Source organism: Flectobacillus major DSM 103 (assembly GCF_000427405.1).
Classification (GTDB): Bacteria; Bacteroidota; Bacteroidia; order Cytophagales; family Spirosomataceae; genus Flectobacillus; species Flectobacillus major.
The window spans coordinates 905,484-926,315 of record NZ_KE386491.1; the positions used below are offsets into that span (position 1 = coordinate 905,484).

16 protein-coding genes are annotated in these 20,832 nt (G+C 32.8%); 15 read left to right on the forward strand and 1 reads right to left on the reverse strand.

The window, feature by feature from the left end; genetic code table 11:
• Nucleotides 1-287: 287 nt before the first annotated feature.
• Nucleotides 288-1,490: a helix-turn-helix domain-containing protein gene (locus tag FLEMA_RS0105570; RefSeq protein WP_026994613.1), complete on the forward strand. Its 1,203-nt coding sequence runs from the start codon at nucleotides 288-290 to the stop codon at nucleotides 1,488-1,490.
• A gap of 814 nt (nucleotides 1,491-2,304) precedes the next feature.
• Nucleotides 2,305-2,727 (forward strand): LytR/AlgR family response regulator transcription factor, encoded by a 423-nt coding sequence (locus tag FLEMA_RS67605; protein ID WP_159102655.1) that lies wholly within the window; start codon nucleotides 2,305-2,307, stop codon nucleotides 2,725-2,727.
• An 8-nt stretch (nucleotides 2,728-2,735) separates the two neighbouring features.
• On the opposite strand, the gene FLEMA_RS67610 is transcribed toward FLEMA_RS67605, so the two are convergent.
• Nucleotides 2,736-3,737, reverse strand: a complete 1,002-nt coding sequence (locus FLEMA_RS67610; RefSeq protein ID WP_052353968.1) for a DUF6089 family protein — start codon at nucleotides 3,735-3,737, stop codon at nucleotides 2,736-2,738.
• A gap of 923 nt (nucleotides 3,738-4,660) precedes the next feature.
• Here FLEMA_RS67610 and FLEMA_RS0105585 point away from each other — a divergent pair.
• The 13 genes from FLEMA_RS0105585 (at nucleotide 4,661) to FLEMA_RS0105645 (ending at nucleotide 20,805) form a co-directional block, all read left to right on the forward strand.
• Complete coding sequence (locus tag FLEMA_RS0105585; RefSeq protein WP_044170883.1) at nucleotides 4,661-6,316, forward strand: hypothetical protein; 1,656 nt, start codon at nucleotides 4,661-4,663, stop codon at nucleotides 6,314-6,316.
• Nucleotides 6,306-7,181 carry a polysaccharide biosynthesis/export family protein gene (locus FLEMA_RS0105590; protein WP_052353969.1) on the forward strand — a complete coding sequence of 292 codons (876 nt, stop codon included), beginning with the start codon at nucleotides 6,306-6,308 and terminating at the stop codon, nucleotides 7,179-7,181. Before FLEMA_RS0105585 ends, FLEMA_RS0105590 begins: the two co-directional genes overlap by 11 nt.
• Before the next feature lie 26 nt (nucleotides 7,182-7,207).
• The gene (locus tag FLEMA_RS0105595; RefSeq protein ID WP_044170885.1) at nucleotides 7,208-9,541 is read left to right on the forward strand and encodes a GumC family protein; all 2,334 of its coding nucleotides are present in this window, start codon (nucleotides 7,208-7,210) and stop codon (nucleotides 9,539-9,541) included.
• 87 nt (nucleotides 9,542-9,628) lie between these two features.
• Nucleotides 9,629-11,167: an MATE family efflux transporter gene (locus FLEMA_RS0105600; protein ID WP_044170888.1), complete on the forward strand. Its 1,539-nt coding sequence runs from the start codon at nucleotides 9,629-9,631 to the stop codon at nucleotides 11,165-11,167.
• Between the two features lie 49 nt (nucleotides 11,168-11,216).
• Entirely contained in the window at nucleotides 11,217-12,323 is a 1,107-nt protein-coding gene (locus FLEMA_RS0105605; protein ID WP_026994619.1) for a polysaccharide pyruvyl transferase family protein, read from the forward strand.
• A gap of 48 nt (nucleotides 12,324-12,371) precedes the next feature.
• Nucleotides 12,372-13,709 carry an O-antigen ligase family protein gene (locus FLEMA_RS0105610; protein WP_026994620.1) on the forward strand — a complete coding sequence of 446 codons (1,338 nt, stop codon included), beginning with the start codon at nucleotides 12,372-12,374 and terminating at the stop codon, nucleotides 13,707-13,709.
• Between the two features lie 9 nt (nucleotides 13,710-13,718).
• Complete coding sequence (locus tag FLEMA_RS0105615; RefSeq protein ID WP_026994621.1) at nucleotides 13,719-14,735, forward strand: glycosyltransferase; 1,017 nt, start codon at nucleotides 13,719-13,721, stop codon at nucleotides 14,733-14,735.
• 5 nt (nucleotides 14,736-14,740) lie between these two features.
• Complete coding sequence (locus tag FLEMA_RS75920) at nucleotides 14,741-15,799, forward strand: glycosyltransferase family 2 protein (RefSeq protein WP_052353971.1); 1,059 nt, start codon at nucleotides 14,741-14,743, stop codon at nucleotides 15,797-15,799.
• Between the two features lie 36 nt (nucleotides 15,800-15,835).
• Nucleotides 15,836-16,321, forward strand: coding sequence for a serine O-acetyltransferase (locus tag FLEMA_RS0105625; protein ID WP_026994622.1), 486 nt, complete (start codon nucleotides 15,836-15,838; stop codon nucleotides 16,319-16,321).
• Between the two features lie 49 nt (nucleotides 16,322-16,370).
• Nucleotides 16,371-17,429, forward strand: a complete 1,059-nt coding sequence (locus FLEMA_RS0105630; RefSeq protein ID WP_026994623.1) for a glycosyltransferase family 4 protein — start codon at nucleotides 16,371-16,373, stop codon at nucleotides 17,427-17,429.
• A 62-nt stretch (nucleotides 17,430-17,491) separates the two neighbouring features.
• Nucleotides 17,492-18,232 (forward strand): WecB/TagA/CpsF family glycosyltransferase, encoded by a 741-nt coding sequence (locus tag FLEMA_RS0105635; protein ID WP_026994624.1) that lies wholly within the window; start codon nucleotides 17,492-17,494, stop codon nucleotides 18,230-18,232.
• A 213-nt stretch (nucleotides 18,233-18,445) separates the two neighbouring features.
• Nucleotides 18,446-19,759: a UDP-glucose dehydrogenase family protein gene (locus FLEMA_RS0105640; RefSeq protein ID WP_026994625.1), complete on the forward strand. Its 1,314-nt coding sequence runs from the start codon at nucleotides 18,446-18,448 to the stop codon at nucleotides 19,757-19,759.
• 59 nt (nucleotides 19,760-19,818) lie between these two features.
• Nucleotides 19,819-20,805, forward strand: a complete 987-nt coding sequence (locus tag FLEMA_RS0105645) for a UDP-glucuronic acid decarboxylase family protein (protein WP_026994626.1) — start codon at nucleotides 19,819-19,821, stop codon at nucleotides 20,803-20,805.
• The last annotated feature ends 27 nt before the right edge of the window (nucleotides 20,806-20,832 follow it).

Sequence of the window (20,832 nt, forward strand, 5' to 3'; positions counted from 1 at the left end):
TAGCAGCCCAAGTAGTAAGTAATAGAATTTATCTTCAAAGTTTATTTTCACGTTTTCTTGCTCTATTAAAAATACTCAAGCATATCCTTATTGGAGTTGTGTTTGCTTGTTATTATATGAATTTATATCCATTCCTTACTCTGTATTAAAACATCCTTGACATTGCTTACTAAGGCAGTGTGTTTTTTCTATATGGCTTTGTTGCATTGTGAATTTATTCATCTTGATGGATGTGCCTCCAGAGATGAGATAAAACGTATATTGGACCTAATCAAACTAATAAATTTATGATTGTAGTGTTGCACATAGCCATGATAAGCTTTGCTCTTTTTTGGGGTGTAAAGGCTATTTTTTGGCCAAATGCGATTTTTAATAGAATTTTTGGTAGTATATTATTAATCTGGACATGGTTTTTGACAGTAACCTTGTTGATCCAATATGATTGGCTCAACATCTCTGTATTAGCTCAGTTATTTTTGGTCAATAGGCCTTTTTATATAGCTATCCCAATGCTAGTGTACCATTTTGTGGCTGGGTATTTAGGGAAATCTGAACCTTGGAATAAAAGGAAATTACTTCATCTTGTTCCAAGTATTTTAGTCTTCATTAATTATCTACCTTTTTATTTATTAGATGCCTCACAGAAGCGTCAAATTGTAGAAGGTTTTATGCTTAATCGCCATAATTTAATCAGAGAACACTGTGGAATAGTATCAATTATATGGTTAGCTTGGTTTGCTACCTTATTAGGCTTTTGGTATCTCCGAAAAACCACTTTGATACTCAACGACTACTATGTGCATCAACACAAAAGTATCGACTACGTATTTAAGTGGATAGCTCTTTTTAGCATCATGTTTCTCCTACTATTTTTTGTACAGGGGTTTATCATTACGTTTTCATTACAATTGCTTAATAAGTCTAATGCTAAGCCATTTTATGTAGAGATGTCTACAATACATTCTCTAATGATATTATTGTTTCCTATTTATTGGCTATATGGAAAATGGCGTTCGTCAGATGCCATAACGATACATAATAAAGACGAACCCGAAATCCCCGATATTCCCGAGTTGGTTGATATACCAATTGTAGTGTCTAGTCCGCCCCCATACCCCAAGAGTTATAAACGAGATAGTATTTCTTTCGACATTATACAAACATATTTTCTTGAACATAAACCCTATCTACAAAAAAAATTTACCCTTAACGAACTCGCCTTTTCACTTGGGACACAGCCCTATGAAGTTTCGCAGATTATACAATCGGAAACGAAAATGAATTTCAACGATTTTGTTAACTCTTATCGTATAGAAGAAGTAAAAAGGAAGCTGTTATCTCCCGAATTTAAGAATCTGACTATCGAGGGTATTGCCTCCGACTGTGGTTTCAATAGCCGTAGTACATTCTTTTATGTATTTAAGAAGCACACAGGGCTGACTCCAAGTAGTTTTATTGAAGAGTTAAGAAACAAAGGAGATTCAAAATAACTCCTACAGATGTTTAGCAGTAGAGATATGGTTGGGTCGTTATGCTCTGGCTAGATATTAGCTACACAAGTTGAGGCTTGTAGTTAGGGTAATTATTCAAAATAGTACAATATAATGAATACATATACTCTATTGATGAAGTATAAATTATATCACTATTTTTAGGGGTATTGATAGTGTGATGGCTAGAGTATAAATACGATTGATTGGTGACAAAAAATGACAAAAATTTCGTTTAATGTTAATTTTATGCTTTTATAGGTAATTTATTTCGTCTGTTATTTTAGATAGAAGACAATAGATTACCTATATAGTCTGATATTTTTAAAAGTGGACTATCTGTCTATAATTGTACTTTTCTTATAAAAATACTATGCTTTAATTTGTATAAAACTTAGATGATACGAAAGTTGATTTTATTGCCAAGGAGTTTCGTGAAAATAACATTAACACTATTATGGAAACAACTCTATCTATCACGATTGGGGTTATCTTGGTAATTGTATTAACTATAATTTTCTATAGAATACGATTGCGAGCTAGAATAACCGACAAAAATCATTGCCCTGTTTGTCATCAAAATTATGGGCAGCGAGCACACCCACCTTTTACATATGAACTTGCTAGGCTAAACTTAAATACAGAATATAGAACCTACAAGTGTTTATCTTGTAAGTCTTATTTTTTTGTACAAAAAACCGCTATTAAATCCCCTAGGGATATTACAACAACACACTAATTATATAGAAATTACTTGGCAATAAAATTGCTTTTTGCTAATTAAATACAAACCCCTATTTCTACTTGAATGCTTATGGAAAATTATAGAGAGACGCCATCTTTTCGTGAGAAAGAGTCTTTATTTGCTATTAACAAAACGGGTTTTCCGACGATTTTTTTTGTAAAATCAGGAGGTTATTACGTTCGGATCAATCTGAGTGATTTAGTGTATATAGAAAGCGATAACAACTATATTACACTGTTTGTAAATACAGGCAAGCGCTATATGTTAAAGAAGAGCATTAGTGCAGTGCAGGCAGTATTAGATAACAACCTAATGATTAGGGTTCATAGATCATATTTAATTAATGTATTGCATTTAGAGAAATTTAGTTTTGAAGAAGTAACTATTAATGGCATTATCATTCCTATTGGTAAAACCTATCAAAAAGGATTCTTGGATAGAATGTTTTATAGTAACCAAAAAACAGAGACAAAACCCTACAAAATAGCCTAACCTCGTTACTAATATTTAGGACATACAACTTTGTTTGGCAAATGAAAAATTAAATTGATAGAAGTAACCAGATAACCATCTTTCAAGGCAGAACCGCCTCTTGATGTCCCAGCTCGGCCAAAATTACGAATGCTTGTTGAAGTGAAAGGGTCGGTTGCCGGGTTTGCATAAAAAGGTTCTTTTAGTACAACATAACTACGGATTCCCTCGGTACGGTCAATACCCGAAAGGATCGCCACTTTTTCGCCCGATCGATTGGCCATAGCAATGGCTAATGGATCTGTTAAATCGGTGTTGGAGGCATATTTGCCATAAACATCATCTAGGTAATCTGTAAAGGCATAATGAAAACTACTTTCTAAACCTAAATCTAGGTGTGGGCTAAGCTTAATTCTGATGCCTGCTCCAACAGCAGCTCCCATACCCCAGACTTTATAGGGAGTATCATAATTGGGTAATCCTTGTCCTTCTGTATTCAGAGGGCGTAATTTGACCCATGTGCCATCAGGAGTTTTTGCTTCTGGGCTATGTAAAAAGGCTGTAATCCCACCTAATAAATAAGGTGAAAGTAGCTTTCTCTTAGCATAGTAACGAGGAGCATTAACAAAATCATAAGCCATCATTAAAGATAGTTCTTTGACATCATTCCTAAAATGCAAATTTCTTACAAATCTAGCTTCTTTTCCTTTAACGCCCAGCATATTAGCATCATCACCTGCAATACGGATATACTTTAATCCAACTCTTGTACTCCAATGGTTTCCAAAACTATGGATATAATTGGCTGCGATATTCCATCGTATCTCATCGATTGTAGATTGAATAGGTCGACTATATGGTGATAAATCGCCATAGTAACTTGCTGTTCCTGCACCTACGCTCAAAGTATTGTGAGGAACATAGAAAGAATTTTGGGCAAAAAGATATGGGCTATTTTGAATAAAAATAGTAAATATGATAACGCAAGAATAGTTGCAAAAACTTTGCAACCTATTAATAATAATCTTCATGATAATAGCAATGTCTGTAATGGTTCTGTTAAGACTTACGAAATAAAATAAATTTAAGTTGTTTTATTAAAGTCTATAGTCTAAGCTATAATTAGTTATACAAGGTGGTAGAATAATAGTCCTTCAAAATCATAAAATCAAGTTTAGCCTCGTGCTTTTATACCTAAGCCTATTGTACTATTACTACTTATTAAAGAATGACAAAACTAATCAAAAGAAAATTGTTTGATCAGTAATTTTCTTATTTCTTTGTAATTGGCTTTTTTCATGATTGAAGATTTTAGAGGTTGTACTGCTGATTTCTGGATGTCGAATAAAAGTCAGTTATCAAACCAAATTGTTTTTTTGTACAAAACAAACATTAATTATTGTTTTTTACTAAACAAACTACCGTTTAATAAATTAGGGGGTATAACCTTAGAATATTTACAAATGATAGTGTTAAATTTGTTTTCAGAATCGAAATAATATACGGTTTAAGAACACATAAATTATATTTTATTTTGATTTGACTTGCCCATACAAATAATTTATTGTAATATTACAACAGTGATTACTTATGAAAAAAGCTAGTTTCTCTTCCTATTTAGTGCAGAAAAATCGAAATGCCTTCTTGTTGAAAATATAATAAAACCAAGATGTTATAACTTGGACTTCTTCTTGCAATCATCATATAGACACATACTTGTATAAGTACTATCCACTATAAAATATGGTAATAATTATCTAAAAGAGATAATTACATTAATCGTTAAAAATCCTCAGTTGTAGTTATTAAAAAATAACTATCACAATCTCCACTGAAGCTTATGATATGTCAATCATGAATATCTGAGAGAAAATAGACTTTGGATGATTGAATTATTTATAGACTGTAAATACAACCGTAGACTCCTAGAGAGTTGGTATGAATAGACTTAAGTATGCAGATACATAGAAAAATTGCCTTTCTTATAATATTATTAAGTACAAGCTGGTGTGCTTACACGCAAGTTGTGTTTGAGCCAACATACCATACAGTCTATCCATATCTATCTCGTTTGGCACAAAAAGGGGTAATAGACTTAGACGATGTTGTATTGCCTTTGTCCAAAGACTATATCTATGGCAAGTTGGATGAGCTTTCTAGTAAAATGACCGAACTAACACCATTAGAACGAGAAGAGTTAGCCTTTTATCTGAAAGAATATACCCTTTGGTGGCGACAAGACCCCAAATCAGGGTTTGAGGGGGAATATAAAAGTGTATTCCAAACAAAAATTGGGGATAGATTTCGTTGGGCAGCCTATCAAGACAAAGGCTTTGCTGTTAACATACAGCCAATTGTTGGATATGAAAGTAGTTCTTCTGGCAAGTTTTCTACTTCTAACTTCAATAAAGGCTTTTGGGCTTATGGTTATATTGGTAAGCATATAGGTTTTTCGGTGGATTTTAGAGACCATGTTCTTACGGGTGATTTGGACTCAACAGACTATAAACGAGAATTTAGTCCAGAAACAGGCCGAATAGGTATAAGATGGGATAAGAATACCTTTAAGTATAATGAGGTTAATGCACAAATAACGGCTCAATGGAAATGGGGATATGCCTCTTTTGGGAAGACTTACTTACCAATTGGATATGGTACAGCAGGTAAAATTTTTATTTCTGAAAAAGCCCCCTCAAGTCCTAACTTCAAGCTTGTTTTGCATCCTGTAAACTGGTTACAGTTCTCATATACTCATGCTTGGCTCAATTCTGATATAGTAGATTCAACAAGTATTTATCCAACGACTATTCCTAAATGGAATCAGTATAACTATAGAGCCAAATACTTGGCAGCACATACTTTAACTATGAAACCAATGAAAGGTTTGTCGGTCATGATTGGAGAGTCGGTCATTTATAATAACAGTAATTATTCTCCTACATATTTAGTGCCTTTGATGATGTTTATTGGTACAGACCACTACTTAGGAGGAAATCGGAATAACTCAACTTCAAATACCCAGCTGTATTTTCAAGTAAGTTCACGAAATCATATAAAGAAAACACATTTATATTTTAGTTATTTTATTGACGAAATTCGTTTAAGCGGTGTTGCGGGAGATTCTTCTAATACAAGAAACCAAACCGCCTATCAGTTAGGGATGAGTGTTGCCGATTTTCCTGTAAAAAATGTATCAATGACTTTGGAATATGCCAAAATAAGACCATTCGCGTATGAAAATTACGTTCCTGCTCAAACTTATGCTAATGGAGGGTATAATTTAGGGTATTGGACTGGTACCAATTCTGACCAATTATATATGGATATACTGTGGAGAATAAAAAGAGGTTGGAATTTTAAATTTATCTATCAATATGTTAGGAAAGGTGATAAAGGAACAGGCTATCAACAACAGTATGAGCGAGCAACTCCTTTTTTGTTTGGTGATGTAAGAAAATTTGAGGAGTGGGGACTTGAAACTAACTATGAAATTATCCATGATTTATTTGTTAGATTGTCATATAGAGCGAGGAAAAACTCTTCGGATACGATTTTAAAAAATAATTATTATAGGAATACATTTACATTAGGTTTTAATTATGGATTTTAGTTTTGCTATTAACAGAATATTACACAATTCAATTATCTCAATGAAATTAATGAATACATCGGCTCTAAAACGCTTTATTCCACTGATTTTATTGATAGGCTTTGTGAGTCTATCTCTAATGACATCATGTGTACAAACCAAAAAAATCATCTATATGCAGGGAGATACCAGTAAGTATCTATCTTCTTTCGTACCTAAGATGAAGCCTCAAACAATTAATTCTGGAGATTTAGTTTCAATTATGGTTGTTAGTTTAGATGCTGAATCTAATGTGACATTTAATTTCATGAATCTAAGTAATTTATCAATTAGTAATTTTTCAAATTCACAAGGACTAGGGAAAAGCCAACCTCTAGGATATTTAGTAGATTCAGCGGGGTTTGTAAATATGCCACTTATTGGGAAGATTTTATTAAAGGACTTGACTTTAAGTGCAGCATCTGATTCAATTGGATTGAGACTTAAAAATTACTTGAAAGAGCCTACTGTAAGTGTAAGGATATTGAATCACAAGTTTTCTGTGCTTGGAGAAGTGAATCGTCCTGCAGTTTATAATATGGTAGAAGATAGAACTACTATTTTAGAGGCTCTTAGTATGGCAGGAGACTTAACTATATTTGGTAGGCGCGAAAATATACTTCTTATACGAGAAAGTTTGGATGGTAAAAGAGAGATGGTGAGAGTGAATCTGACTAAGAGAGAATTTTTGGATTCTGATTATTACTATATTAGGCCAAATGATGTATTATACGTAGAACCTTTGAAAACCAAGGCTACAGCTACTGACCAAAACTATCAGTTAGTTCCAATTTTTACAGGGATTGTCTCTGCGCTTGGAATTTTGATTCTAAATCTAAGGAATTAAACTTTAAATTTTAACAGTACAATACTATGTCCAATAATTTAAAAGAAAATATTGCTATTGATGATGCTAATGAAAGTGTAGATCTTAGGCTTATTTTAAGCAGATACTATCGATATTGGTATCTCTTTCTAATATTTATATGTATAAGCTTGTTTTGTGCATTCTTCTATTTATGGTATACCAGACCAACATATGAGGCTAAAGCAGTTCTACTTATTAAGGATGAAAAGAAAGGAATTGGTGGAGGTAATGATATCATGAAGGAATTAGAGATGTTTGGGGGGAATAAGTTGGTAGAAAATGAAATAGAAGTATTAAAATCTAGAACATTAATGGAGCGAGTGGTTAAGGATTTAAACTTAACGGTTTCATACTATCAACCTAATACTTATAACCGGGCCACTCAACTTTTTTCAAATACTCCTGTAATAGTTAAAATTGAAAGTTTTAACAAGGCATCGAAAAATGAACCATTGATGATTCAAGTGAAAGATCTTGGCCATTTTATGATGAAATTTACTACTGAAGAGAACTTTAAGACTTATAAGTTTGGAGAAGTAGTGACTATTCCTGCAGGAAAAGTGCGTGTATTTTTGAATAAGACAGTTGCATTATCGAGTGAACTAACAAAAGTTACTTTGTCGGATGTAGATGTGGTTGTCGATATGATGCTTAAAACATTAGATGTCTCATTAGCTAATCAAAAGGCTACTGTGTTAAATATTAGTTATCAAGAAACATCCAAAGAGAAAGGGAAAGCAATTCTTAGTAGGTTATTAGATGTTTATACTGAATCTTCTCTTGAAGACAAAAATAAAGAAGCATCTATGACTCTGCAGTTTATTGAAGATAGGTTAAAGCTAATAACAGGAGAATTAATAGATGTAGAGCGAGATGTTGAAGGATACAAAATGTCAAAAGGATTTACGGATTTAACAGCTGAATCATCACTTTTCTTAGATAAGGTTAAAGAGAATGATACAAAATTAAATGAAGTTAATATTCAACTTAAAGTACTGGATAATATAGAAAATTATATTAGCCAGTCTACACATATTGTAGCCCCAGCATCATCACTTACTTCTGATCCACTATTAGTTGGACTCGTATCTAAGTTGAATGAGCTTGAGCTTCAAAGGGAAAAAATGTCAAGAACTCTACAACCTAATAACCCCACATTTCAAACGATTCTTGCTCAAATTGAAACAACTAAGGAATCTATTCATGAAAATATTCAAAATCAAAAAAATAATTTATTATCGACACTCAATTCTCTTAAGAAAATAAATAATAAAATCGAGAGTTCAATTCAAGGAATACCTAAAAAAGAGAGAGAGTTTTTAGGTATAAAACGTCAGCAGGCAATAAAAGAAAGTCTATATATTTTACTTTTACAAAAACGAGAAGAGACAGCTCTTTCGTATGCTGCCTCAGTATCTGATAGTAGAATTATAGATTCTCCACATGTTAATGGGATACCTGTAAAACCAAAGAAACAGATTGTACTTATTTTAGCATTTATCTTTGGAATTGCTTTTCCTATAGGTCTAATTAACTTAATTTATCTACTCAACAACAAAGTAAAAAGTAGAAGCGACATTGAGGAAAACACGTTGGTTCCTATTTTATCTGAGATAGGAATGAAACCAAAAGGCATTGATTCTGTTGTTGATATGTCTGGTAAAAGTATTATTTCTGAACAGTTTAGAATGTTTAGAACTAATTTACAATTCATGGGAGGAGACGTTAACGAACACAAAGTCGTATTATTAACCTCATCCTCAAGTGGAGAAGGGAAGAGTTTTGTTGGTTTGAATTTAGCATATAGCTTAGCAGTTCAAAATAAAAAAGTAATCATTCTTGAGTTGGATTTAAGGAAACCTAAAATATCAGAATACTTAGGAATTTCGAGGGAAAAAGGGATAACTAACTTTTTAATAAATGAACTTAGTGAGTCTGAAATAATCAAGACAACTGATATTCATCATGGGCTATACGTAATAAGCTGTGGACCAATACCTCCTAATCCCACAGAGTTATTATCTATGCCTAAGTTTAGCCAATTAATAGAGAATCTTAAAAAGCAGTTTGATTATGTAATTCTGGATACACCTCCAATCGGATTAGTTACAGATTCTATAATAATAGGAAGGACGGCTGATATTTCTCTTTATTTGGTGCGTCAGAATTATACTTTTAAAGGACAGTTACAAATAGTTGAAGACTTGCGTAGGAATGATAAGTTAAAAGGCCTAAATATTGTTTTTAATGGCGTTAACTACACTGAAAAAGGTTATGGTTATGGCTATGGCTATGGCTATGGTTACGGCTATGGTTATTATGAAGATGTGAAAAAATAAGAGTAGTGTAGTAGTAGTTTTTATATTTAATATATAAAAACTACTACTATTAAATATACTATATATTATTCTGATACTTAAATTATAATGAATTCTTCTAAATTTTTATTTAAGAATACTATAATAAATTACTCGCGAATGGTATTTACGATGGGAGTTTCTTTGTATTCGACGAGAATTGTTTTGAGCTCTCTTGGTTCCCTTGATTACGGTATTTATAATCTTGTGGCAGGTATAGTCGCTATGTTATCATTTCTTAATTCTGCAATGTCTGTTTCAACACAAAGGTATTTATCATTTTATAAAGGTAATGGAGATATTAAGACCCAATCTGATATCTTTATAAATAGCTTTTTTTTACATATTATAATCGGATTATTGGTTGTTTCGTCACTGGAGTTTATCGGGATATTTCTATTTGAGTTTGTGTTAAAAATTCCAGTAGATAGATTTTTGGTAGCTAAAAGACTGTTTCACTTTATGAGTGCTACCGTTTTTTTTACAATTGTGATTGTTCCTTTTACTGCACTGTTGAATGCCTATGAGAATTTTACGATGATTGCCATTGTAAATGTTTTAGAATCTGTGTTAAAACTTACTATTGCATTTTCTGTAAGTTGGGTAACAATGGATAAGCTAACATATTATGGAATACTTACAGCATCTATTTCGGTAATAAGCTTTTTACTTTATTTTATTTATTGTTTCAAGTCATATACAGAAGCACAGAAGATATTTCACTATTTTAGCGTTAAGACGTCAATTCTAAAATCGCTGACTTCTTTTGCAGGTTGGAACTTATTTGGAGCTTTATGCTTTCTTGGACGTACACAAGGTGTAGCAATTATTTTGAATGTATTTTATGGAACTATTATTAATTCCTCATATGCAATTTCTAATCAGGTCTCAGCACAATTCAATTTCTTTGCATCTACATTTATGCAAGTGATAAATCCTCAGATCATGAAACAAGAAGGTAGTGGAAATAGACGTGAAATGATACAATTAACTTTAGTGTCATGTAAATATAGCTTTCTATTAATGTCAGCAATTTGTTTACCTACAATATTTGAGATGGAGTTTTTATTGAAAACATGGTTGAAAAATATTCCAGAGAATACGGTAGTCTTTTGCCAGCTAATATTAGTACTAGTCTTAGTAAATCAATTAACAACAGGTATTCAATCAGGATTACAGGCGACAGGTAAAATAAAACTTTACCAAATTTTTGTTGGAAGTTTAATACTACTCAATGTACCAATTAGCTTTTGGATTTTAGCAAGTGGCCTTCCTGCTTATAATGTGTTTATAGGCTTTATTATGATTGAAATTATAGCTTGTGGACTAAGGTTGTTTTTTTTCAGACTTTATTCAGGTTCAAATTACAAGGATTATTATGATAAAGTGCTGAAACCATTATCAATTCCATTAATAGTAACCGTACTGATATTATTTCTAATAAATCAATCGGTATTATTGCCTTATAGAGTTTTTACTACGTATATCTTTACAGTTGCTTCCCTTTTAATAGCTGTATATTTCTTTGGACTATCTAAACAAGAAAAAATGTACTTGAGCAATCTCTTTGTTAATTTAAAGAGTAAGTTTTTAAGTAAGAATTTTTAATGATAATAATAGAGATAAATAAATTGGTACGTTTATAATAAATTAAGTTATGAGTAAAAAAGTTGGTATTCTTACATTGCAATTTGCAAATAATTATGGAGGTTTTTTGCAGGTATTTGCATTATCCCAAATGCTAGAGAAGTTAGGCTTCACTCCTGTCATTATAGATCGGGTTCCAACTAAGCATTTGAGCTTATCAAAAAGAATAAAGATTTTTTTAACGAGCTCAATACATTCGTATTTGAATACCTCTTTTTCTGATTTTAAAAAAAAATATATTCATAACAGAACACAGGTTATTAGAACTCATGATGAGATACTGAAATACAAAGATGAATTCTTTGCAGTAATCGTAGGGAGTGATCAGGTGTGGCGGCTTGCATATACTAAAGAAGAAGGTTTAGGATTTAATATGTTTCTTGATTTTGTGGGTGAAAAAACATTGAAGGTTTCTTATGCAGCAAGTTTTGGTACAGATCAATTTGAAGGCTCTGATGCTGACGTTACTCGAGTAAAAGAGTTATTAAAGACTTTTAGTGCAGTGTCGGTAAGAGAAGATTCTGCAGTAGATATTTGTAGTACAGTTTTTAATATTGAAGCTCAACATGTATTAGACCCTACATTATTATTAAAAGGGAGTGATTATGTCAAGCTTTTTAAGCTACCAGAACAACTTGCAGACTCACCTTTTTTAGCATATTATTTGTTAGATTTTGATAGCAACAAAATAGGTTTTATTAATACATTAAGTAAGACCCTACAACTAGAAAAAGTTAACATATATCGAGAAAGTGAAAAAGTTTTTAACTTATCAAGTGACTTTATTCCAACATCAAAATTTCGTTATCCTTCTTTTTATCATTGGTTATCAAGTATATACAATTCTCAGTTTGTTGTAGCAGACTCATTTCATGGAGTCGTTTTTTCAATCATATTTAATAAGCAGTTTATCTGTATTGCTAATAGAAAGCGTGGGGTAGCTAGGATGGAAAGCTTATTGAGAAAGTTTGGATTACTCGATAGGTTGTTATTTGAGGGTGAGGAATTTAATGGTAAAGAAATAGATTATCAAGCTGTCAATGCGATATTAGAATCAGAAAGATATAAATCAATGAAATTTTTACAAGAGGCATTACTATTTAGGCTAGATGATTAAGCATCTATAGGGGGACTTAAATAAAATGCTGTAATTTAAAAGAATGAAATGAATAAATTAATTTTTATAATACTTATATTTCTTTTACTCGCTATTAAGATAACTCATCAGCGTGATAGAGATTTTAAACCATTACTTGTGAGTTTATTTATTATTTCTGTTCCTCTGGTTATATCATTTGAATTGTATAAGGTAAAATCAGAGAGTCCTAGTGGAACTCTTTCTACTGTATTTTTTTTGAATACACCTCTAATTTTATATTTCACTTCACTTTTATTTTTTAAAAGACGAAGTATCAGTTTTAATTATCAAGATAATAAGCTAGAGTTAGCAATTATACTTCTTGCTATAATATCGCTAATAAATCCAGAGAATCAGTTAAGAGGGGCAACTTTAGTTTTTGTATACTTTATTTTTTCATATTTTGTTTTATTCAAGCTCATCATTGATAATCTTTCTGCGAACCAAATTTTTAAAGGTATATATGATGGAATTGCACTGTTATCAATCCTTCAATTCTTTCTTGCCATAATGTTTCCCCTATTGAATATAAAGGAGGTTACAGATATTTTTCATAATGAAGGGGGGATTTGGTCTACAAGAGATGGAACGAGGCCCGGTGCTGTTGGAATTTTTAGTCACCCAGGGAATTTAGCTCTTTATACAATGATGACAAGTACATTTTTACTTTCATGTTATTGTTGTGGCTTAAAAAAACGGATGAGTGTATTTTTTATTTTAATAAATACGGGAACTCTTTTTTTAACTTATTCAAGGACTTCTTATTTGACTTATATCGTAGCCATGTTTACAGTTTATTTCATAGGCTCAAATAGACGTTTTAACCTCTTTTCCTTGAAGAATCTTTTACGATTTGTTTTACCATTGGTTCTTGTTTTAGTATGGGTTGTCTATTATTCACCATTAAGTGATATATTCTTAAAAAGTGATAGTAATGAAATGTTTGATGCAAGGCTAATTCACTGGACTCTTGGATTTAAACTATTTACATTACATCCTTTGATTGGAGTGGGGATAAATTCTCATTTAGAGTACATAGCAAAAAATATGCTACTTTTTGATAATGGAAGTATTCCTAGTTTTTTCTGGCAAAATCCAATACATAATATTCATCTCATAATATTAGTAGAACAAGGATTGCTCGGTTTCCTTGTATGGATAATATATGTAGTGCTAAATATTGTCAATGCACAAAGAGCTGTTAATGCTGGGAAGAATATGTTATTCCCACTTTGGACTATAGGGGTTGTTATTTCATTTTTTTTATATGGATTAACAGGATGGGCTCCGCTGTCACCAAGTATATTACCTTTATTTCTATTTGTAATATATTTTTCCTCAAAGTTAAAAAATAAAATTCTATAAAATATTAATATGGAACGAGTGTATATAATATACTATGATTTTAAAAACACATCAGGAAATCATGCCGGAATGGCTTATTTGTCCAGATATATTAATAGTAAAAATGAAAGAGTAAGGCTTATCAAAAACCCTAATCAAGAATTTAAGTTTGGACGGTTACTTGCTAGGCTCTTTGCATTTTTCTTACCTTTTTATTTATTTATTATTTTAAGAAAGACGGATAAGGTGTTCTTTTTTGAGTATCTGAGTAAAGGCTTTGCCTATCAAGATTTATCACTGAAAATCATGAGGATTCTGGGGTTAAGTAATCATGTCAGCGTGCTTGTTCATTTATCTGGCGATAATTTACTAGAGCTTTATAATAGTGAAACAGTCATTTTACAGAAACTAACACTGGCTGATCAAGTTTACACATTAGGTTCTAGCTTGAGTAACTTTATTAAAAGAATAGGCTATTCTAACGAAATAGTTACAACATTTCATTACGTTGATACAGACTATTATAGAAGCGTTGATATAGGAAAATCGGAAGACTCTATGTCGAGACTCAAGGTAATTTGTATGGGAAGTTTAAAGCGTAATTTTAAAACGTTAGTAGATATCATAAAACATTGCCCAGATGTTGACTTTTATGTTTGTATGGGTAAGTCAAATAATAGCCAATTATTTGCTGATTTTGATAATGTTAGGGTGTTTGGATTTCTTGAAGAGGAGGAATTACTTCGCTTAATGCAAAGCTCTCAAGTAGGATTATCAGTGTTACATGATACAATTGGAAGTAATGTTATTACAACGAGTTTAGCTGTTGGATTAGTTCAAGTGGTATCAGATGTGGGATCTATTCGTGATTATTGTTCTGAAAATGATAGTTTCTTTTGTAATGATGTTTCGAGTTTTGTCAATGCGATTAGAAAGCTTGATGGCGATAGACATCTATTGGAGTCTATGCAACACAATGCTTCAAATAAAGCTAGACATTTTTCAAAAGAGTCTTTCCTTGAATTCTTTAATAAATCAATTAATTAGCTTAGATGAACCGAACTTTTCCATTAATTTCTGTTATTATTCCGTGTTATAATGCTGAGCATTTTGTGGAATCTGCCGTCAATTCTATTCGGTCGCAATCTTATTCTAATCTTCAGATCATTTGTATTAATGATTGTTCTAATGATAAAACAGGTCTCATTCTTGATAGGTTGAGTGAAGTTGATCCTAGAATTATGGTTATCCATAATAAATCAAATCTAAAGCTAATAAAAACATTAAATGTTGGCATTGCCAATGCTACAGGAGAGTATATTGCTAGAATGGATTCTGATGACTTATCTCTGAGTAGCAGAATACATATGCAAGCTACGTTATTAATTGATAATCCAAATTTAGATGTCATAGGTGTCAATCCTTATCTAATTAATCACAAAGGCGTTGAACTTGGGTCTATTTCAGACGTAATATATACTAGTCATTTAGTTGCAAAGTTCATTTCTATGTTTAACCCGCCAATTTGTCACCCGTCTGCAATGTTTCGCTCATCAGTTCTGAAAAAATATATGTTTCGTGATGAACCTGAAAGCCTACATGTTGAAGATTATGATTTATGGATAAGAATGCTTAAGGAAGAAGTTAAAATGAGGAGCATTGATGAGCGGTTATTCCTTTATCGATTAAATCCAGAAGGTGTTTCATCATCTAATCGAGATTTGCAAGCAAAAAATCATGCGATTTTGTCAAAAGAAATGATATATTATTTGACCTCAATAGATATTCCTATCTCTTATTTGAGTATTCTTAATCGAAATTTTATAGACATAGATATTTTAGAATTGAAAAAAACAATACAAATTTTTGAAAATATTAAAGTTGCGTTTTTTTCAAAATATAATGTATACAATGAAATGTCAGCCTTTAAAGAAATTACTGAGTGGTATAATCAACGTATAATTTTGATTATGGGAAACTATTTGTTTAAAGGTTCTATATCTCAAAGGATGTATTGTTTATATTTTTTTACTAAACATTTTAGAATTTTATTATCAAAATTCACAATTCGTAACATCAGAGCAAGGTTTCTTAAAATATTATTGAAATAATGAATTGATTTATAATAATTCATAAAAAAAAAATCAATGTTATATAAAGAGGATTTACTCGTCAACAAAGGCAACTTTAAAGGTGCATTTTTTATTATTTGTTTTAGAATATCCAATGCGATTCAAAGCAAAGGTAAGTTTTTTAGATATCTGGGATTTCCTTTTAGAGCTTTTTATAAAATTTGCTTTAGATGGCTCTTAGGAACAGATATACCCGATACAACTAAAATTGGAAAGGGGTGTGCTGTTTATCATGGGCATTCTTTAATTATTCATGATGATTGTATTATTGGAGACTATTTTACCGTGAGGCATAACACAACAATAGGGCAGGCACGAAAAGGAGGAGGTGCTCCTATCATTGGCGATTATGTTGAAGTTGGAGCAAATGCTGTCATTATTGGAGATATACATATTGGAAGCTATTCTATTATCGCTGCTGGTGCTGTTGTTATAAAGGATGTGCCTGAAAAAGTTATCGTTGCTGGAAACCCTGCACGAGTGGTGAAGGTCTTGGAGTAATCTTTGACCATATATTTTTGAAGATTTTGATACAATCTAATAATAATCAATGGTGGTAAATTTATCAACTCAATCCATAGCGTTAATTATTCCTGACTTTGATTTTGGAGGGGAAGAGAAGCGTGTACTCTTTTTTGCTAATAGCTATGTGAACCATTTTAAAGAGGTTTTCTTATTTGCACCTAATGGTAAAAGTGCGGCCTTATTGGATAAAAGAGTGAAGCATATTATTGTTGAGACGCGTAAGTATAAAAATATATTTAGCATATTAAAGTCTCTAAAACAAAATAATATTACTTTTTTACAGGGACACAAAAGAGCTACGTTACCTTATTTAGTGGCAGCTGAGAAGTTATTGGGAATAAAGAGTTGTTTTAATTTTGATAATATATACCTTGATAATGGGATTAGCAATTTCTTGATGCCTAAAACTATTATTTATCTATCTGAGGTTTTAAAGGCTCATTATCTTCCATTTTTTCCAAAGCATGATAATAAAGTTATCAATATGGGAGGTGACTTTTTAAGTCGAATTGAAGAATATGAAGTTAGTAATATAAAAAAGTCATTGAGGATTACAGATAAATTTACAATACTAAGTTTGGGGCGTTTATCTTCTCAAAAAAATCAAAAATTGCTAATAGAGGCATTAGCAACTATTTCAGATATTGATTTTACAGTTTTATTTGTAGGAGAAGGCCCATTGGAAAATGAATTGAAAGACTTGTGTATTGCAAATAATATTATAAATAAGGTTCAATTTTTGGGGCATCGCACAGATGTGAATGCTTTATTGAGTGTTGCAGATGTGTTGGTTCAATCCTCTATATTTGAAGGATTTCCTAATGTATTTATAGAAGCAGCCTCTTTGGGCGTTCCGATTATTGCTACTAATGTAGGGTCGTCAATGACACTTGTACAAGATAATGGTATCTTGATTGAGTCAGGGGATATATCTGGTTTAGCTAAAGCCATTCGACAGATAGCTCAAAATATATCGACTTATAGAGTAAATGCTGAATTATTAAAAAATAGTGTTTTCTTTCAGCAGTTTCATAAGGCTGAAATGTTAAAGGGCTATCTCAAACACTATGAATCGTATGTTTGAGATATAGGTGTGTTTTTGTAAATTATACTGAATGTATTTTATAAGCTAGTTAAACTAGAGAAATGAGAACTATACAAATTTTAAAAGCAAAGGTTAATCTTTTAACAGTAGATGAACTTCACCGAGAAATTAAAAGACTGATCGAAACAAAGCAAAAAGCTGTTGTAGATTATTTAAACATTTATTCAGCTAATATTGCTTATGAAGAGGAGTGGTTTGCCAAATTTCTAAATTCATGTTCTATCGTATTATGCGATGGGAAAGGGGTGCAAATGGGTGCCTATTTTCTTGGACAAGAAATCCCTCCACAGATTGCTTATAATAGATGGTTATGGGAGTTTTTTTCTTTTTGTCAAACTGAACATTATTCTATTTTTTTATTAGGAGCGAAGCCTGGAGTTGTTGAAAAATCAATAGAAGTGATTGAAGAAAAAGGATATAAATTATCTATTGATGGTTATCACGGGTATTTTAATAAAACGAATGAAGAGAATGAGGAAGTTGTGAAAATTATTAATACATTTTGTCCTGATATATTACTTGTAGGGTTTGGGATGCCAATTCAAGAAAAGTGGGTTATTGAAAATAGAGAAAAGCTTAACGCAAAGGTTATTATATTAGGCGGTGCATTTCTTGACTGGATTAGCGGCTCTGTAAAGCTCCCTCCTAGATTCGTTACAAAATTTGGTTTAGAATGGTTATATCGTCTTATATTAGAGCCAAGAAGATTAGCCCATAGATACTTGATTGGTATTCCTCAATTCTTCATGAGAATTTTCTGGTGTCGCCTTTTTGGGAATTGATTTTATTCAAATTGCTATAAATCTCCAATTATTTAGATTTAGTAATAAGTTGTTCTAAATCTAATACCCATCTTGCTATCAATCATAGAACTTACACAGGTAATACGTATATAGGTTGTTATCACAAATACAGTATTAAAACATTACTGTATTTTGTAAGAATCTTATCTAAAAAGAGCGGATAAAATATTTATAATAAAATCTTAATATTATATGAAAATTGCTGTAATCGGAACTGGCTATGTGGGCCTTGTAACAGGGACATGTTTTGCCGAGACAGGAAATCAAGTCACCTGTGTTGACATCGACGAAAAGAAGGTCGAAAAGATGAAGAATGGTATCATTCCAATTTATGAGCCAGGTCTTGATGTATTATTTAACCGAAATACCGCCGAAGGAAGATTAAAATTTACGACCAATTTAGCTGAGGGAATCCAAGATGCCAAGGTGATTTTCTTGGCATTGCCAACACCTCCAGGTGAAGATGGCTCAGCAGACTTAAAATATATATTGAAGGTTGCTAATGACTTGGGGCCTATTTTGGACCAATACGTGGTGGTTATCGACAAGAGTACCGTACCTGTGGGTACAGCCGAAAAAGTACATGCTGCTATTGCCAAAAATGCTTCAGTGGAGTTGTTTGATGTGGTATCGAACCCCGAGTTTTTGCGTGAGGGTGTAGCCGTAGAGGACTTTATGAAGCCCGACCGTGTGGTGATTGGTACAACTTCAGAGAAAGCCAAGGCTGTGATGAACAAGCTATATGCTCCGTTGGTGCGTCAGGGCAACCCTATTATCTTTATGGATGAGCGTTCGGCCGAAATGACCAAATATGCTGCCAATGCGTTTTTGGCTACCAAAATCACCTTTATGAACGAGATTGCTAACCTTTGTGAAAAGGTTGGAGCCAATGTAGACGATATTCGTCGTGGTATAGGTACAGATTCTCGTATCGGAAAGCGTTTCTTGTTTGCGGGTATTGGTTATGGTGGTAGTTGTTTTCCCAAAGATGTTCAGGCGTTAGAAAAAACCTCTCAGGATTCAGGCTACGACTTTCAGATATTGAAGGCGGTTATGAATGTCAACGAAGACCAAAAGACCAAGCTTATTCCACGTATCAAAGAGCATTTCGGAGGCGATTTGCAAGGGAAAGTCTTTGCTATGTGGGGGTTGGCCTTTAAGCCCTATACCGACGATATTCGTGAGGCACCTGCTTTGTACAATATCAAAGAACTTTTGGCAGAAGGTGCAATCATCAAGGCATTTGACCCTGAGGCTATGGAAAATGTCAAGGGAGTAATCGGCGATAGCATTACTTATACCAAAGGCCCTTACGAGGCTATTAAAGATGCCGATGCGTTGTTGATTATGACCGAATGGCCACAATTCCGTACACCAGAGTTTGAGGTTATGGATGTATTGTTGAAAAATAAGGTAATTTTCGATGGTCGCAATTTGTACGAACTAGAGCAAGTGAAAGAGTTGGGTTATACCTACTATTCAATTGGACGAGATACCGTAAAATAATCGTGAATGAGAGAATGAGGGATAGATAAACATCGCTCATTCTCTAAATCTAAATAAATATGAAACGAGTATTAATTACAGGTGGAGCAGGTTTTTTGGGCTCTCACCTTTGCGATAGATTTATCAAAGAAGGTTATCATGTGATAGCCATGGACAACTTGATTACGGGTGATTTAAAGAATATCGAACACCTTTTTAAATTACCTAATTTTGAATTTTACCATCACGATGTCTCAAAATTCATCCATGTACCTGGCGAGTTAGACTATATCCTCCATTTTGCATCACCTGCATCGCCCATCGACTATTTGAAGATACCCATTCAAACCCTGAAAGTAGGTTCTTTGGGTATTCATAACTGTTTGGGCTTGGCAAGGGTAAAGAATGCCCGAGTATTGATAGCATCGACCTCGGAAGTGTACGGCGACCCCAATGTACACCCACAAACAGAAGAATACTGGGGAAATGTAAATCCAGTAGGGCCACGAGGCGTGTATGACGAAGCCAAGCGTTTTCAGGAGGCAATGACAATGGCCTACCATACTTATCATGGTTTGGCAACACGCATTGTACGTATCTTTAACACTTATGGCCCAAGGATGCGTCTGAACGACGGTCGTGTATTGCCAGCTTTTATTGGTCAGGCATTGCGAGGCGAAGACCTAACGATGTTTGGCGATGGTTCGCAGACACGTTCATTCTGTTATGTAGACGACTTGGTAGAAGGGATTTATCGTTTGTTGTTGAGCGACTACGCCTATCCAGTCAACATTGGTAATCCAGATGAAATCACCATCAAGGAATTTGGCGAAGAAATCATCAAACTGACAGGTACAAACCAAAAACTGATTTCGTTACCTTTGCCAACCGACGACCCCAAACAACGTCGTCCAGATATTACCAAAGCAAGAGAGATTTTGGGATGGGAACCAAAAGTAAGCAGAGCCGAAGGTTTAAAGATTACTTACGAGTATTTTAAATCATTACCCAAGGAAGAGCTATTCAAAATGGCAAATCATAGAGATTTTCAGAGAAAGATATTTTAGCGAAACATTTACATTATCATTATAAAT

Bases quoted from the DNA above. Each gene is read 5' to 3' on its own strand.
- FLEMA_RS67605 (WP_159102655.1), top strand. From the start codon at position 2,305: ATGGAAAATTATAGAGAGACGCCATCTTTTCGTGAGAAAGAGTCTTTA.
- FLEMA_RS75920 (WP_052353971.1), top strand. From the start codon at position 14,741: ATGAACCGAACTTTTCCATTAATTTCTGTTATTATTCCGTGTTATAAT.
- FLEMA_RS0105645 (WP_026994626.1), top strand. From the start codon at position 19,819: ATGAAACGAGTATTAATTACAGGTGGAGCAGGTTTTTTGGGCTCTCAC.
- FLEMA_RS0105640 (WP_026994625.1), top strand. From the start codon at position 18,446: ATGAAAATTGCTGTAATCGGAACTGGCTATGTGGGCCTTGTAACAGGG.
- FLEMA_RS0105635 (WP_026994624.1), top strand. From the start codon at position 17,492: ATGAGAACTATACAAATTTTAAAAGCAAAGGTTAATCTTTTAACAGTA.
- FLEMA_RS0105595 (WP_044170885.1), top strand. From the start codon at position 7,208: ATGTCCAATAATTTAAAAGAAAATATTGCTATTGATGATGCTAATGAA.
- FLEMA_RS0105585 (WP_044170883.1), top strand. From the start codon at position 4,661: ATGCAGATACATAGAAAAATTGCCTTTCTTATAATATTATTAAGTACA.
- FLEMA_RS0105610 (WP_026994620.1), top strand. From the start codon at position 12,372: ATGAATAAATTAATTTTTATAATACTTATATTTCTTTTACTCGCTATT.
- FLEMA_RS67610 (WP_052353968.1), bottom strand. From the start codon at position 3,737: ATGAAGATTATTATTAATAGGTTGCAAAGTTTTTGCAACTATTCTTGC.
- FLEMA_RS0105600 (WP_044170888.1), top strand. From the start codon at position 9,629: ATGAATTCTTCTAAATTTTTATTTAAGAATACTATAATAAATTACTCG.
- FLEMA_RS0105590 (WP_052353969.1), top strand. From the start codon at position 6,306: ATGGATTTTAGTTTTGCTATTAACAGAATATTACACAATTCAATTATC.
- FLEMA_RS0105605 (WP_026994619.1), top strand. From the start codon at position 11,217: ATGAGTAAAAAAGTTGGTATTCTTACATTGCAATTTGCAAATAATTAT.
- FLEMA_RS0105570 (WP_026994613.1), top strand. From the start codon at position 288: ATGATTGTAGTGTTGCACATAGCCATGATAAGCTTTGCTCTTTTTTGG.
- FLEMA_RS0105615 (WP_026994621.1), top strand. From the start codon at position 13,719: ATGGAACGAGTGTATATAATATACTATGATTTTAAAAACACATCAGGA.
- FLEMA_RS0105630 (WP_026994623.1), top strand. From the start codon at position 16,371: ATGGTGGTAAATTTATCAACTCAATCCATAGCGTTAATTATTCCTGAC.
- FLEMA_RS0105625 (WP_026994622.1), top strand. From the start codon at position 15,836: ATGTTATATAAAGAGGATTTACTCGTCAACAAAGGCAACTTTAAAGGT.